This is a genomic window from Methanosarcina sp. DH2 (genome assembly GCF_020804225.1).
GTDB lineage: Archaea > Halobacteriota > Methanosarcinia > Methanosarcinales > Methanosarcinaceae > Methanosarcina.
Window position 1 is genome coordinate 90824 of sequence record NZ_WJBI01000005.1, and the last position, 15265, is coordinate 106088.

General features: G+C 41.5%; 14 protein-coding genes and 1 pseudogene. 8 read left to right on the top strand and 7 right to left on the bottom strand.

The annotated features are described in order from the left end of the window. Positions 1-544 precede the first annotated feature (544 nt). A pseudogene (locus FXV91_RS09260) lies at positions 545-1120 on the top strand (carbon starvation CstA family protein); the annotation flags it as partial. After that, positions 1108-1395, top strand: coding sequence for a carbon starvation CstA family protein (locus FXV91_RS09265; protein WP_229390301.1), 288 nt, complete (start codon positions 1108-1110; stop codon positions 1393-1395). The pseudogene FXV91_RS09260 and the gene FXV91_RS09265, both read left to right, overlap by 13 nt. Positions 1396-1591: 196 nt before the next feature. On the opposite strand, the gene FXV91_RS09270 is transcribed toward FXV91_RS09265, so the two are convergent. After that, positions 1592-2494, bottom strand: coding sequence for a bile acid:sodium symporter family protein (locus FXV91_RS09270; RefSeq protein WP_229390302.1), 903 nt, complete (start codon positions 2492-2494; stop codon positions 1592-1594). Between the two features lie 582 nt (positions 2495-3076). Here FXV91_RS09270 and FXV91_RS09275 point away from each other — a divergent pair. Then, entirely contained in the window at positions 3077-3778 is a 702-nt protein-coding gene (locus FXV91_RS09275) for a S4 domain-containing protein (protein WP_229390303.1), read from the top strand. Further along, on the top strand, positions 3768-4481 hold the full coding sequence (locus FXV91_RS09280; protein ID WP_229390304.1) for a DUF2119 domain-containing protein: 714 nt from the start codon (positions 3768-3770) through the stop codon (positions 4479-4481). Before FXV91_RS09275 ends, FXV91_RS09280 begins: the two co-directional genes overlap by 11 nt. Positions 4482-4651: 170 nt before the next feature. Here the strand turns inward: FXV91_RS09280 and FXV91_RS09285 are convergent, their stop codons facing one another. The 6 genes from FXV91_RS09285 to FXV91_RS09310 all read right to left on the bottom strand — a co-directional run bounded on the left by FXV91_RS09285 (position 4652) and on the right by FXV91_RS09310 (position 11903). Beyond that, positions 4652-5656 (bottom strand): hypothetical protein, encoded by a 1005-nt coding sequence (locus FXV91_RS09285; RefSeq protein ID WP_229390305.1) that lies wholly within the window; start codon positions 5654-5656, stop codon positions 4652-4654. 636 nt (positions 5657-6292) lie between these two features. Then, positions 6293-7936 carry a thermosome subunit alpha gene (thsA, locus tag FXV91_RS09290; protein ID WP_229390306.1) on the bottom strand — a complete coding sequence of 548 codons (1644 nt, stop codon included), beginning with the start codon at positions 7934-7936 and terminating at the stop codon, positions 6293-6295. Positions 7937-8400: 464 nt separating this feature from the next. Next, entirely contained in the window at positions 8401-9105 is a 705-nt protein-coding gene (rpiA, locus tag FXV91_RS09295; protein WP_229390307.1) for a ribose 5-phosphate isomerase A, read from the bottom strand. A 91-nt stretch (positions 9106-9196) separates the two neighbouring features. Beyond that, positions 9197-10531, bottom strand: coding sequence for an aspartate--tRNA(Asn) ligase (aspS, locus tag FXV91_RS09300; RefSeq protein WP_229390308.1), 1335 nt, complete (start codon positions 10529-10531; stop codon positions 9197-9199). Between the two features lie 623 nt (positions 10532-11154). Beyond that, positions 11155-11634 carry a hypothetical protein gene (locus tag FXV91_RS09305; protein ID WP_229390309.1) on the bottom strand — a complete coding sequence of 160 codons (480 nt, stop codon included), beginning with the start codon at positions 11632-11634 and terminating at the stop codon, positions 11155-11157. After that, a complete protein-coding gene (locus FXV91_RS09310) occupies positions 11631-11903 on the bottom strand; it encodes a hypothetical protein (protein ID WP_229390310.1) in 273 nt (90 codons plus the stop codon). The genes FXV91_RS09305 and FXV91_RS09310 overlap by 4 nt, the downstream gene beginning before the upstream one ends. Before the next feature lie 735 nt (positions 11904-12638). Between FXV91_RS09310 and FXV91_RS09315 the strand changes: the two genes are divergently transcribed. From FXV91_RS09315 to FXV91_RS09330, 4 genes are all read left to right on the top strand, one after another. Next, the gene (locus FXV91_RS09315; RefSeq protein WP_229390311.1) at positions 12639-13049 is read left to right on the top strand and encodes a cupredoxin family copper-binding protein; all 411 of its coding nucleotides are present in this window, start codon (positions 12639-12641) and stop codon (positions 13047-13049) included. Positions 13050-13236: 187 nt separating this feature from the next. Next, entirely contained in the window at positions 13237-13497 is a 261-nt protein-coding gene (locus tag FXV91_RS09320) for a hypothetical protein (RefSeq protein ID WP_229390312.1), read from the top strand. A 708-nt stretch (positions 13498-14205) separates the two neighbouring features. Beyond that, positions 14206-14940 (top strand): metallophosphoesterase, encoded by a 735-nt coding sequence (locus FXV91_RS09325; RefSeq protein WP_345945496.1) that lies wholly within the window; start codon positions 14206-14208, stop codon positions 14938-14940. A 73-nt stretch (positions 14941-15013) separates the two neighbouring features. Next, positions 15014-15244, top strand: a complete 231-nt coding sequence (locus FXV91_RS09330; RefSeq protein ID WP_229390313.1) for a hypothetical protein — start codon at positions 15014-15016, stop codon at positions 15242-15244. Positions 15245-15265: the final 21 nt, after the last annotated feature.

Here is a 15265-nt window from a genome sequence, read left to right on the forward strand (position 1 = left end):
TAGAAAATCGTAAATATTTTCTATGTATAATCTTTTTGCTAATGTCTCATTCCTCAAAATGCTTGTTTTTGTACAATTATACGTACGTGTAAATATAAATTAGTAAATAGTTGAGTTTATTTAGATTAATCATTTAGATAAATTTTTCAAACAACTTCATAAAATCAAATATTGAATTGTTTAATTAAAAGCGTACAAAAAATTCGAGCTCCTTATTACCCTATTCCTTAGTACGGGAGATTAGATTCGAACCCATGAATTCCTTTGAATCAAATTTAAAAATCCAATCTCTTCAATGAAGTTGCAGCATTTCAGAAGCAAATCCCTCTGGGTATAGTATCCTGCAACTCACGTAGAGCCTCTAATTGTGAAGGGAAACCGGCAAATAATAAAAAGTCTCATTATAAGTTTATATAATCAGTTTCCGGATTTCTCTAGCCGTTCCTGTTCCAGGTTATTTTTCTTATGGTGTGGTTGTTGAAATGTATTTGGAGCTGATCCCTCACGGAGGACACCTGCATATACCCAGGAAGATGAGGTTGATTTTGTCCCCCTGAGTTGGCCCAGTATATCCCTCATCAAGTTTCCCAATATTGCTGGCTTGGGCCCTATATATGGCGCTATTCTGGGAGCTTTATACGGTCCCGCTTCTTTCCTATGGATCGTCCTGGGCAGTATTTTTGCAGGCGGAGTGCATGATTATTTTTCAGGGATGTTAAGTATCAGCCATGAGGGAAAGAGCATTTCAGAGATTGTGGGGGTGTATTTAGGCAGACGGGTGGGGATTGCCATGATTGCGTTCTCCGCCATCTTACTCATACTTATAGGAGCGGTGTTTATGTCCGGGCCGGCAGGGCTTTTGACAAATATTGGGTTCACAGGGCTGCTGACCCAATTGAATTTCTGGTTTGTCATTATCCTCCTTTATTACTTCGTAGCTACTGTCGTTCCAATCGACAAGATCACAAGAAGTATCTACCCCTTATTCGGAGCTGTCCTGTTGATAATGGCAGTAAGCATCGGCTCCATGCTTCTCATCAAAGGATACGAGATACCTGAAATAACCTTCAGGAGTTTTCATCCTGAAGGCCTTCATTTTTGTGGTCTATGCTTTTCATAACCATCGCCTGCGGAGCTGTTAACGGGTTCCACTCGACCCAATCCCCGATAATGGCCCGATGTCTTACTAATGAAAAATATGGCAGGCGTATTTTCTACGGAGCCATGATAGCAGAGGAAACTATCGCTCTTATCCGGGCTGCTGCTGCAATGTCTTTCTTTCCGGGAGGAGTAGGCGGTCTGGATGAAACAATCACTGCAGGAGGTGCTGCCCTGGTGGTAAAGAATGTATCATTGGGTTTGCTGGGGCCTGCAGGAAATAAAAAGGAAATGTGAAGTCGGAGGAGTGAAGTAAGAGAAGCGAAGTAGGAGAAATGAAATAGGAAAAGTAAGTAGAAGAAATGGAATAGGAAAAGTGAAGTGGGAAAAGATTCCAGGAACTATGTTGCAGATCTTGGAATCTTTTCCTTGATATCCAACCCTTGTTCGTTCTTACTTTTTGCAAAACCCGTTCAGGTTTTACCCCAATTTCTTAATGCATGTGCCCATTTTTTATGGGTCTCTCACTTTTATCGTTATCAGGCACTGTTTCTTTTGACCAGTGCCCTGCAAGAAAAGCTCCGGACAGGTTGTGCCAGATGCTAAAGATTGCACCCGGAAGCGCTGCCGCAGCAGTGAAATGTTTTATCGCAAGAGCAACACTGAGGCCTGAGTTCTGCATTCCGACCTCGATTGCCAGGGTCCTTGCTTCTTTTTCGCTAAGCCTGAATGCTTTTGCGACTCCATAGCCGCCTGCAAGCCCAAACCCGTTGTGCAGGATTACTGCAAGCAGGACCAGGGGACCGCTTTGTTCAAGGTTTTCGCTATTCGTCCCTATGATTATGGCAACTATTATCACTATAGCAGTGGCTGAAATTGCCGGAAAGATGTCCCTGACTGCTTTTATTCTTTTTTCAAAGAAGTAGTTTATTAAAAGCCCGAGAACTACAGGCACAATTACGATATTTACAACACTTACAAGCATACCTGTAACGTCAACTTCCACTGTTTGCCCGATAAACAGCCAGGTAAGGAACGGAGTTACGATAAAGGCAATCATCGTGGAGACAGATGTGAGTACTATAGAAAGTGCAACATCCCCTTTTGCAAGGTAGCAGATCACATTCGAAGCCGTGCCACCAGGGCAGCAGCCAAGCAGGATTACACCCGCCGTAAGGTCGGCAGGAAGATTTAAAGCCAGGCAAACTATCCACGCAGCCAGAGGCATAAGGGTGTACTGCATCAGAGTGCCCAGAAAGACCAAAAAAGGCTTTTTGAGGACTGCAAGGAAATTGTCTACTGAAAGTGTGACTCCCATTCCGAGCATAATCAGGCTTAAAAATGGTACAATGAGATTACTGTGTGGGGCAAAATATTCCGGATATACGTATGCCACCGCAGATAGGAGTACCGCCCATAGGGGAAATAATTTTGTGAATTTTTGAAACATTTTTCTGTACACCATCTCTTCATATAGACACCTGAGTCATTAAATAAACTGAAATTGTTATTTAAATATATACCTATTTATTCTCGATAAATAATAAAGCTGTAATTAATTTAGAAATAGTAGCAACGATACATAATGTATATTATACCGGAGTTTACATTTTGTAGTATAAAGCTGCATAAGGCAACATAAAAAAGTAGAATTTTTGAATATCGTACGAACTTTGGTTCTCTTGAATCGGGATCCCCGCCCGATAACTTTTTGAAATTTGTGATTTTACAGAAAAATCGACACACTACCAATAACAAATGAATGTCTGTTCTAATGATATTTTTGGCAGGCCTGGAAAATGGAAGCTTTATTTAATTCAACTGCTATCGGTTAAATTTTATCCCGTTATTAGTTTTCATCCTGTTATTAACTTTCATCCTGTTATTAACTTTCATCCGGTTAAATGCTCAGGGTACTCAGAATTTCTCGGACGTCACTTGCTACTTATATATACAGGCTCTGCCGATACAATCCCCCATGAGACTGGATTCATACCTTGTAGAGATGGGACATTTTAAGTCCAGGGGACGAGCCAAGACTGCTATTGGTGATGGAAATGTTAAAGTCAACGGCACTGTAGTAACAAAAGTCTCCAGAGACGTCTCAATTGATGATATAATAGAAGTTGTCGAGGGCCTGGACCAGCCGCAGGGCTACTTCAAACTCAGGCTTGTTCAGGAGGAAAGCGGGATTCTTAAACAGGGGGACACAGTTCTTGACCTGGGATCGAGTGCAGGCGGTTTTCTCCTTTTTGCGTCTGAGATTGCAGGCAATGTAAAAGGCATAGAATTCAGCCGGGATTTCAGGAGCGAGCTTGGTAAAATCGCATATGAGCGGGAAAATGTTGAGGTAATATTCGGGGATGTATTTACCATACCTCTTAAAGATCTCTCTGAGGAGCCCGTGGACGTTATTCTCTCAGACATGACCCTTGAGCCGGAAGACTCAATTAAAGCCCTTGCCAGAATGCTTCCTCTCCTGAAAGAAGGGGGAAGGCTGCTCCAGGTAATAAAAACTCCAAAAAAGAAAAACCCGAAGCCGATTCTGAGCAGGATTGAGAACCTGGGGCTTGAGATCCTGCAGGTTATCAGTTCCGAAAAGCAGGAGATTTACGTAGTTGCAAAAAAACCTCTGCCTGAAGAAAGAGAATCAAAAGGAATTCAAACGGATGAAAGCTGAGGAAAAATCTGGTTCCTCTTCGGATAAGTACAGTTGTAAGGATATATGCAGTAAGAATACATGCGCTAAGGATATGTGCACTAAGGATACATGCACCAGGGATACCTGCGTTAAAGAAACCGGACTGAGGGTCTATGGGCATGGAAAACCTGTTCGCCTCTTTGTTGCAGGGTTGCACGGAGATGAGTGGAGAGACACAACGGAAATCCTGATGAAAATCGAGCCTCCTGAAAAAGGCACCCTTGCATTGATCCCTCTCGTCAGGAAAGGAGAATATACTTCAACTCTTGATCCTGCTTACTATCCGGTAATGGGAATAAGTATACTCGAAGCCATTGAAAGCCTGAACCCTGAAGTTTATATTGAGCTCCATTCTTATTCCAGAGAAAATCTTGAAAAACTTGCAGGGAGGGACAGGCTGGAAAGGATCGGAGTGCCTGCCTACAGCATCCTGAAAGCAGGAGTATTACTGGGTTCGGTTTCTCCCTGGATCCGGAGGAAGTATTTTCCAAAAGAAGCCCTTTGCCTTTCTTTTGAGATCCAGAAAGGAAATCCCGGGTCAAGAGAGTTTGCTGCCAGCATGCTTGAAGTCCTTAAAGAAACCGGATCAAGGGATGAATTCGTTGAATACCTGAAAAAAGAATTTCCAAAACAGGCAAGAAAAGCTATAGAGGATTACCGGCATTTTTACGGGGAAATCTGAGAGATTGTCTTCTGAGATGTATAGCAGGAAAGGGCACTTTACTCCTCAGAAGGTAGCACTGAAAGATTTTCAAAAGGAAAATATTGAAAGATGCCGAGAAGAAAATATTAAATGCAGCAAAATATTAAATGCGGCATATAGGGAAATTGTACTTCTGGAAAACCAGGTTTTTATCCGTACCGCAGTAAAGCGTTCAGTTCCGAGTCTGTTTTAAGGAATGCCTTCTCTTTTTCTTGAAGTGTGCGTTGAGCGATTTCAATCCCGCTTTTCATAACGATCTGTTCGGAGTAACTTGCATTGTTATATAGCGCGATCAGTTCGTTATAGTACAACCTCTCTTTCTCATAATCAAGAGCCTTTATTTTCCAGTCCCGGTATAGAGAAATGAAACTCCTGTAGTTTTTCGGATTACTGAAGGTCAGTCCCTGGTAGTACTTTTCATTTTCATCGCTATAAACAATGTAACCAGCAGTACATTCTATAGCTAGCCATGAATCCGGAGAAACTTCAGCCAGGACCCATGCATGATTGAAGCCGTCAATAGTGCTCGAGTTCGACACATTCATATTACTGTAAGTACGGCTAGGGACTTCAATCTCACCAAGATTCCCGGAGTCAGGGCTTTTATGGACAGTTTTCGCATTTGCGATTCTGCTACCGCCTGCGGATTCAAAATTTCCTACTGAGATTCTTGCGTTAATTCCTTTTGCCTTTAACATATTCCAGACATCCTGGGCCATGTTATCGCAGTCATAGACATCATCTTTTGAATATGTATGGCTACTGGAGTATTCTGTCGCTATTTGCTCGCACAACCGGATATTCTTATCAGTTTGTATCCGACCCTGAGGTATCGGGCTGTTTACAGCAGGAGACTCATTAGAGCCAAGGGCAAAAGTTGAGTACGCAGTCAATAAGGTTCCTAAAACACAAATTAAAACCACAATCCAGATACCTTTAAAAATGCATCTGTAGGTGGGTATTTTGCGGTTATTAAAAGAGAAAAATACTGATTTTGTAAAATTAAGTTCCCGGGAAGTAGAAGTTTCGGACTCAAAATCCTTTATCTCAAGTTCGGAACTTTCTATATCGGGTTTGTTTTTAATTCTCTTTCCGCAACCTGAACAAAAAAAATCTTCCTGATCTACTATTAATCCGCAGTTATTGCAGTACACTTTCCACTACCTCATCAGGGGATCATCTTCATTGGGAATTATCTATAATTTTAAGAAGCTTAAGGTCTCAGAATATGTTAAATGAAAAATTAAGTTTATTAACCACAGTTCAAACTCTTTTTTCATTAAGTCCGTTCAGAAACAGTTTATTCGGACAAGTTGTAGGTTTACTTAGTCAGGATTCAGTCCACTGAAGCTCGGTTGATCAATCCAATTGATTTACCCACCATTTCCCGCAGACCAGACACATGCAGCCTGAAAAGTATCACGTAAATTAGTTTCTGTTTAGCCAAAGGCTGGACCTAAATCTCTCAAGAATATTCATCCGAATATAAAAATAACTTACATATATAATTGAGTCAGTTTAATAATAGTTTAATAGTAAAAATTAGTGGAATAATAAAATAAAAGATAAAAAAATAAATGTGAAAGATAAAGAATAATTATGAAATGGAAAAAATGAGTATGAGAGATAAAAAATAAAACAGATGGTCTAAAGATATAAAAAGAGAAAAAAGAAAAACCTGAAATATAGCACTTTTTCCAAAAAAGGGAGCTGCAGAAAAACATCTGCAGCCTTTTCTGTAATAAATAAGTTACTTCCTCTTCAATTGTCAAACTGAAAAGATTCGGGTTTTATCTGCGCATGTTAAGTGCAGGTGCTGACATACCGTCGTAGGTACTTGCCATATGCTCGGGTCTGACGTCCTGCATTGAAGAACTCTGAGCACGAAGCATGCTGTCCACACGGAGCACCATTGCTGCAGCTTCGGAACCTGCTTTGATGGAGTTAACCTTTACCCTGAGAGGGTCAACAACGCCTTTTTCAAGCATATCTTCAGCAGCACCTGTCTGGATGTTTAAACCGGCATTTTTATTTTCTGTATGCTTTGCACGGAGGTTCAGGATGGTATTGATGGTATCCAGACCTGCGTTTCTTGCAATTGTCCTGGGAATTTCCTCAAGAGCTTCAGCAAAAGCTGTGATTGCCATCTGTTCACGCCCGCCTATACCGGAAGCATAAGAACGGAGTGAGAGTGCAACTTCCATTTCCGAAGCCCCGCCTCCGGCAACAACCTTTCCATCTTCAACCACACATTTCACAACTCTGAGGGCGTCATCAATTGCACGTTCCAGGTTGTCTACCACATGCTCGGTTCCGCCGCGGAGAACAATTGATACTGATTTTGCACCCTTGCAGTCCCTGAGGTAGGTTTTACCCTGATCGTCGTCCCTGTCCTGCTCAAGGAGCCCTGCGTGCCCGAGTTCTTTTTCAGTAAGTTCCTTGATATTTCTTACAGGTCTGCCCCCTGTAGCGTCAGCAAGGTGCTGCATATCATCATTCTTCACCCTGCGGGTTGCGTAGATTCCCCTGCTCTGGAGGTAGGCTGCGATCTTGTCGTCCATGCCTTTGGAGCAGAAGACAGCGTTTGCGCCTGCCCTGATAATATAATCTGCCATCTCAAAGAGGGATGCATCCTCCTGGTTTACGAAATTCTCGATATCACTTACATTGCTGATCTGGAGCTTTGACTTGTTTGCAGTCTTTCCAGTCTCCATAGGAGCATCAATGAGTGCGATATTGGGATTTACAATTTTGAGAGGGAAATTTTTATCGAGTGCAACCTTATCGAGTACGACTCCTTCCACAAATTCCGTCTTCTCAACAAGCCCACCGATGTCTTTTGTAAGGATAACGTTTTTAAGGTCAGCTTTTCCTTCCTCTTGAATGGCAAGAACCGCATTCACACAAAGTTCTGCAATCAAACGATTGTATTTTTCAGAAGCCTTGCCAGTGATAGAGGTTCTGGCAGTTTTTATAAGCAGTTCTCTGTCGTCCTCACCTACAGTAACTGCCAGGTTCTCAAAAGCCTCAACAGCTTTATCTGCTGCAAGCCTGTATCCTTTGACAACAACTGACGGGTGGACTCCTCTTTCAATAAGACCTTCTGCTTTTTCCAGCAGAGCGCCTGTGAACACAACAGCGCTTGTAGTCCCGTCACCTGCAGAGCTTTCCAGAGACTGGGCAACCTCCACGATCATTTTGGCTGTCGGATGCTCAATGGACATATCGTGTAAGATAGTAGCACCGTCATTTGTGATGGTGATATCCCCCAGAGGGTTAACAAGCATCTTGTCCATTCCCCGGGGTCCGAGCGTACTCTTAACTATATTTGCCACTGCTTTTGCAGCTGCAATATTCATGCTGAGTACGTCTTTTCCCTTTGTTTGTTCTTTTCTCGGATCTATTATGTAGATTGGCTGGCCACCTTTATCCATCTGAACAAAACCTCCTGAAAATACATAGTATGAATTGAAGAATAAATAGTTGATAATTTGAAGTTGTTTTCCGGCTTACGATTGCTTTTTTTAAGGTCTCGAAACTGAGAACTCTATTTTACGCAATTTGTCTGACTTGCAGATAGTAATTGATCAGGAAATTACTGATAATACTTCTATAAAAATATACCGGTAAGACCTGCGGATTTACAAAAAGAACGCTGTTTCCGCATCCTGTTATCCTGCAGCTCCTGTTATCCTGTAAAGATGAAAAGGTAGAGCCCTTTTCTGCTTGCTACAGGGACCTGAAGGAAAAAATGTTTACAGGAAGCGCTTCTGCCGTTAACTTTTATCACTTAAAAGAATATCTTAATAGTTTCATTCTTTTATGTGAAATATCCGGCTTTTGTGCTCTTTTTCGGTGAATTTGTCTGTGATCCTGTTTAATTCGTTTTCTATCCTGTTTACTTTTGCCTGGTTATAATCTTCACAGACCCGTCTTTTTCTCCTATATAAAGCTCATCAACATTACAAAAAACCCCGTGCTCAACCACTCCCGGGATTGCAGACAATTGAAGAGCAAGAGCTTCAGGGTCTTTTATGACACCAAATTCTGCATCAAGGATAAAGTTCCCGTTATCCGTGATTACAGGCCCGTCTTTTTTTACAGCAGACCTGAGCCTTGTCTTTCCACCCAGTTCCCGGATTTTCTTTACGACAAGTTCTTTTGCAAAGGGCAGGACTTCCACGGGCACGATTTTATCAAGCTGTGTGCCTGTTTTCGACTCGTCAGCCACAACTACAAACCGTTTTGCTGAAACAGAAACTATCTTTTCCCTCGTATGAGCCGCTCCTCCTCCTTTAATAGCACGGAGTTCGGAGTCTATCTGGTCAGCTCCGTCAATTGCAAGGTCCAGTTCGGGGTGCTGGGAAAGGGTTGTCAGCCTGATTCCGGCATCTATAGCGAGCATCTCGGATTGGTAAGAGGTAACAACCCCCAGGATATCGAGCCCTTCTTCCCGCACCCGGCGTCCAAGTTCCTTTATGGTGTATGCAACTGTTGAGCCTGTGCCAAGCCCGACAACCATCCCGGAGCTGACAAGCCCTGCTGCAGCAATTCCTGCTGCCCGTTTTTCTGGAGAATCAGTAGAAGTATTTCTTTCCGTCATTTTATGTTCCGCCTTTCAGCTTTAAAAAAGTTAATAATATCTCTCAAAAACAGGAAGTTCTTTCAAGTTTAAAAGAAAAGATAAGAGGGTTTCAGGGAGAAAGTCTTCTCCTGTCCCTTGGGAAGAGTACGGTATCCCTGATATTGTCAGTCCCGAGCATGGTCATGACAAAACGCTCACAGCCAAGTCCCCATCCGGCATGCGGGGGCATTCCGTATTCGAAGGCTTTAAGGTAGAACTCAAAGCCGTCAGGGTTTAAGCCCTGGGACTCGATCCGGCTCTTAAGCAGGTCAGGAATGTGAATACGCTGGGCTCCGGAAGAGAGCTCCATTGTACGGTGCATCATATCAAAGGACTTGCTGAATTCAGGCCTGTCCTCATAAGGCATGGCATAGAAAGGTTTGATTTCCGTAGGCCAGTCGATAACAAAATAGTGGGACTCACCTGTAGTTTCGTAGACATAATCTCCGACTGTGTGTTCTCCAAGAGTGCCCAGGTCATCTCCCCAGTGCATTTTCTCTTCCGAGCGGCTGTTTATGATCTCTATTACCTCGTCATAGGTAAGCTTCAGGAAAGGAGTCTTCGGGACCTTCAACTCAACCCCGAGTGCTTCAAGGGAGCCTTTGGAGTTCTCAATTACACGGGTATAGACGTAAGCGACCAGGTTTTCCAGGATCTCCATTACATCAAAGTGGTCGGCAAAGCTGACTTCGACATCAATAGAAGTGGCTTCGTTTAAGTGCCTGCGGGTATCATGCTCTTCTGCCCTGAAAATGGGGCCAATTTCAAAGACCCTGTCAAACCCGCCGCTCATGAGGATCTGTTTAAAGAGCTGGGGACTCTGGTTGAGAAAGGCTTCCCTGTCAAAATAGGTGATCGGGAAAAGAGCAGTCCCACCTTCGGTTGCGGTAGCGACTACTTTTGGGGTTGCTGTTTCAATAAAGTTGTGTTTTACAAAATATTCCCTGATAGCCTGGAGAGATTCATGCCTGATTTTGAAAACCGCAGTTGTCTCGGCTCTTCTCAGATCAATAAAGCGGGAGTCAAGCCTTGTGTCCAGTTCGGCTTCCACCTTTCCTGTAGTGTCCATGGGAAGAGGGGAAGCTGCGACGTTCAGGACATTGATCTCTTCAGGGAGCAGTTCATAACCATTCGGAGCTTTCTCTTCAAACTTGACGGAACCAGTTACGGAAATTACGGACTCGCGAACGAGCCTTCTTGCTGCATCAAAGAGCTCTTTGTCGATTTTTTTCTTTACGAGTGTGACCTGAGCCTTTCCTTCCCTGTCCCTGAGAACAACGAAACAGATTCCTCCGAGGTCTCTGACCTCGTGGACCCAGCCTGCGAGGGTTATTTTCTGACCGTTATCAATTTTTTCGGGCTTGACATCGGTTGTATAATGTGTTCTGAGATTTGCTAAAGACATAAATTCACCTTAATTAGGGGATAAATTAAACGTAAATATAAGAATGAAGCTGAAACGTAGGTGAATAGTCATAACTCATTATTAATGTATTTGTTGCACCGCCCGAATTTCGCTTCGGCACCCGAGTTTCGCTTCGGGAGCACGAAGTCCTTTTCACTTGCTTCGCTCGCTCAAGAGGACTAATTTAGGGGTTTGTTATCACTTTTGCTTTACCCAAAAAGGGTTTACTGAAGTTATAATTTGGTTTTGAAACTGTGAAATGTGATGCAAAAGTTATGAAGAATCATAGCCATGTACTCTAGCGTTTCTGTGATTTTAACGGATTGACAATCAAGATTGCCGCACCGAGCTATGGTTTTCTGTCATTTGCAACTCTCAGTTTGTCCTCAGTCGTAGTACTCACAGCTTAAATTTCAAGTGTAACACCATATAGAAAATTATACATTGAAAAGCCCTAAAGGATCTCCAAGCCTGCCCGACTGCTCGATATGTTCATTAAAACCCTCTTCAGCTTCATCGGAGAAGGGAACCTGAAACAGATAAGATCCCTCATAGCTCTCAAAAATTTTTGCTAGGAAAAGACAAACTATTCAAATGCAAAAAATAAGATTCAACTTGAATAATTAATTAGTTTCTAAAGAATACTGACGGAGAATTTTGTTAATATCTGGTCCTAAAATTACATCAATATTAAAATCAGAAAGATCTTTAGAAAAAGTTGATCTAAATTTAGTTGAAATGTTTATTGACCATACTGCACACTCAGCATTAAGTAACCTTTTTGGAAAATCTCGATTGCCTGCGTCTTCCATAAACGGATTTCGCTTAAAATGCTTCCCTAAATGTTCGAGTCTGTATTCATTATCTTTTCTTGAAAGTTCGTTTTGCCACTTTGCTTTAAAATGCACCAAAGAATTATGCAAAAGAATAAGATCTTTAAAATCATTCCAAAGTTTGGTGTTTTTATCCAATTTCTTATTCAATATTCTTTTGTATGCATATTCAACATATTTTTCTTCAAGACTAGAAAAAAGAATTTTATTCTCTTCAGTTCTTTCCCATTCAGATTTCAGATCCATCAGTTCATATTTATTTACATTCAACTTGTCAAATTTATAAAAAACCATTGGAAAAATTCATTTATAGTTGCTTCCTGAAATGCGACGCTAGATATTACTGCACCACAAGCATATGCCACATCTTCTTGATGCAAATCATTTTTTTCTCGAGTAGTATTTCCATCTTTAAATTCTTGCTCTATTTCTTTACACCTATTTGCACAGAGACAAGCACATCTAAGATGAGTTCCAGAAAGTGGAACTAATGATCTCATTTCGAAACCTGTATCTATATGCGTCTTGGAATCTACCATTCTTACACCTATAGTACTTTTAAAGAGCACAAAAACAATTTAAACGCAATATTACTTGAATTTTTAGTCTGAAAAATACACTTTTTTTCCTATTCCTGCCAGTTTTTCCTTTTGCACTTAGCAACTTCTAGGTTATTGGCATATATTGCGCTCGAAAGAAGCGTTTTAGGCAGTGTGCAACAACAAAATTCCCGCGCAGTCTGCAGGGCAAAAGGACGCTTGATAGGCTTCGTCATGCCAGACAGTAACTATAGAGAAAGTGCTGCCGACTTATTTGGACTCGGGCAAACGGGCAAGACATAATTTCTTCATGATTTCTCAGAGCTTTCAATTTTTTTCTTAAACTTAACCTTGGAATCACAAGCAGGGAGATTCATCTCTGGGCTTCTCACCCAACCTTTATACATGGAAAAACTGTAAGCGTGGCAGGCAGATAGCCGCGAACTGCTCGGCATGCCAGAGCGTCCGGGTTCGGCTTTCCGCAGGTCGAAATCTTCCTTCTAAGATACCATCTCCTCAGGATGGAAGTCAGTGTGTACCTGAATTTCGGAAAAATTACGGTCTGAATTTAAAGTTAACGTTACCAATTATCCAAATGCAGAAGTGGTTTGAGTTTTGAGACAGCCTCTAAGTTTCCGTATTGGTATTAAGAGAGATAAAAGTCAAATAAAAAGATAAACAAAGTGTAAAAATGGAATCTAGGCGTAAAAACTGAAGTTTAGAGGAGAAAATAACGTGAAAAAGGAAATAATAATTTTTCTGATAATTTTGGGTGTGCTTTTTGCTGCTGGTTGTGCTGAAAATGGAAATTCGGATGAGCCTTCGCCTTCCACACCTGCTGAGGAAGTAGATAACGGAGAAGCTGCAGGAACTGAAGAGACCGTTACAGGAGCGGAATCTGAGATTATTGATATTGAGATCCGGGACTACAAATATATACCCCAGAATCTTACCGTTAAGGTAGGACAGACGGTCAGGTGGACCAATAACGATACTGTTCTCCATGATGTTGTGGGATCGAGTATCGAATCCGAATACCTTCAAAAGGGGGAGACATTTACATATACTTTTGAAGAAGTAGGGACTTACCAGTATATCTGTACACTCCACCCCTGGATGGAAGGAGAAGTAATTGCAGAGGTCTGAATAACGAAGTAGCTCTTAAAATAGGCTCAGTAAAATCAATTTAAGGTACATCCAGAAACATCCCTCGTGAAGTTTCACTTTTCTACTTTTTAAGCTTGTTTGACGGCTCTAAGAGGCTTATATATGGATAGAATGTAAAGCTTTTATAGGGCTGTAAATAACCCTAAAATAAAGGAGTGGGACTGACATGGGTGAAACAGATATTAGTGAAATCGATCCAGCGTGTAGAAGTGCACCAACTAAGACGATAAAAGATGGTGGAGTAACAAAAATACTTCATAATATTGATTCCTTTGTAGCAACCGGGATAGTACCAAAGGACTGGAAACCAGATCTCATTTTTGGAGATGAAATAGTCTGGAAAGGATGGCTCTATACCCTCCAGTACGAGGAAAAGAAAAATGATGAGATAACTAAACACTATGTTTGTCTGTATCCTAATTATTGAGGCTCTAAAGAGCCTCTAAAAAATCTGATGTAAGGGAAATGAATATACAAAAAGTACGGTCAAATCCAGGAATATCCCGAGTTGAGTTATATTTTTTTACTTTTTTGAAAACAGTTTGATATTTCTTTATCTAACTCATCCTTTTGATATAGAGTCATATATTGTGAAAATCCTTTCTACATGAAGACAATGTTCCACCTTTAGGGCGAACTTGATAAATAAGTCCTCAATTTTCGGCACTCTGGAAACAAGGTTTTGATATGTCGGATAGGGTGCGCTGGAGAGTAATGTGGATATGAACCTTTGTAGACATTTTACTTACAGACTTTTTTATAAGCTCAGAGCCTGAAAAAAAGGAATTAAATTTGACTTTATTCGAAGTCCATAGATATTTTTTTGAAAAAATTTCTTTCCCAAGCCCTTATAGACGCGCGCCCGGGAACTACATAAAAAACAGGACTGAATATTCACGAAAATCTTATTCTATGTATTTTTTAATGGTATTCTACACGAATGAAAATTAAATAAATACTTATAAAGTTCAAAAAGAATTGAGGTTAAACTCCAGCTTTTTTAATGAATTATAATTAGATTTACAAAAATATGTATTTTTCTCGGATACCTATATATAATGGAACTGGAATTCAATGGTCTGAACATAAATATTATATAAAATTTCAGAGAAAAGAGGAGTAAAAAATTATACAGATCGTACATCTTTCAGATATTCATTTTTCAGAAGCATACTTTGTCCCGGAAATCGCAGAATCCATGCTGCAGAGCATAAATAAGCTGGATCCGGATATAGTAGTAATTACCGGTGACCTGACAGAAAATGGGTTTTCAGCCGAATATGATGGAGTAAAGAAGTTTATTGACAGGATTGAGTGTAAAGACAGAGTCCTTGTCCCTGGAAATCACGACTCCAAAAATGCCGGGTATCTGCACTTTGAAGACCTTTTCGAAAACAGGTTCTCAACCAGGAATCTCGGAGGCGTAACCGTTGTAGGGGCTGATTCCTCACAGCCTGATCTTGATGAAGGGCATCTCGGAAGGGAAAACTACGGCTGGATCAAAGAAGCCTTCTCCGGGGAGAATTTCAAGGTATTTGCCCTGCACCACCACCTTGTCCCGGTCCCTCTTGCGGGCAGAGAAAACACCGTCCTTGTCGATGCAGGCGATGTCCTTGATCTCCTGAACCGCTGCGAGGTAAACCTCGTGCTTTGCGGGCACTGCCATATTCCTCATGTCTGGAACCTGAACAATATGCTCGTTGTAAATGCAGGCACCTTCTGTTCCTCCAAGACCAGAGGCAAAACCACACAGTGTTTTAACCTGATTCAGGCTGAAAACGAAAGCTCAGATAAAAATAACTGGAAGGTCCGGATTTCCAGGGTTTTCCCGCAGGGGAACCTGGAGCTGGTTACAGAAACCGTAATGTAAGGGAGCATCAGATCTCCTGGTTTTCCTTTACTGTTTTCCTCTTTTTTATTTTTGATTATTCAGAAAGGGGACGTTGTCATCATTCCTTTTCCTTTCAGACTTTACCGCCTCAAAAAAGAGGCGGGCGATCGTGATCGCAGATCTGAAAGGAGAAGACCTAATCCTCTGCCAGATTACAAGTGCTGTAAGAAATGACGAGTATGCCGTTCCTCTTACGAACCCTGACTTCGAAGAAGGCAGCTTCCCTACCGAAAAGAGTTCGATTCACACAAATAAGGTTTTTACTGCTGACCTTTACTGCTGACCTTTACTGCTGACCTTTACT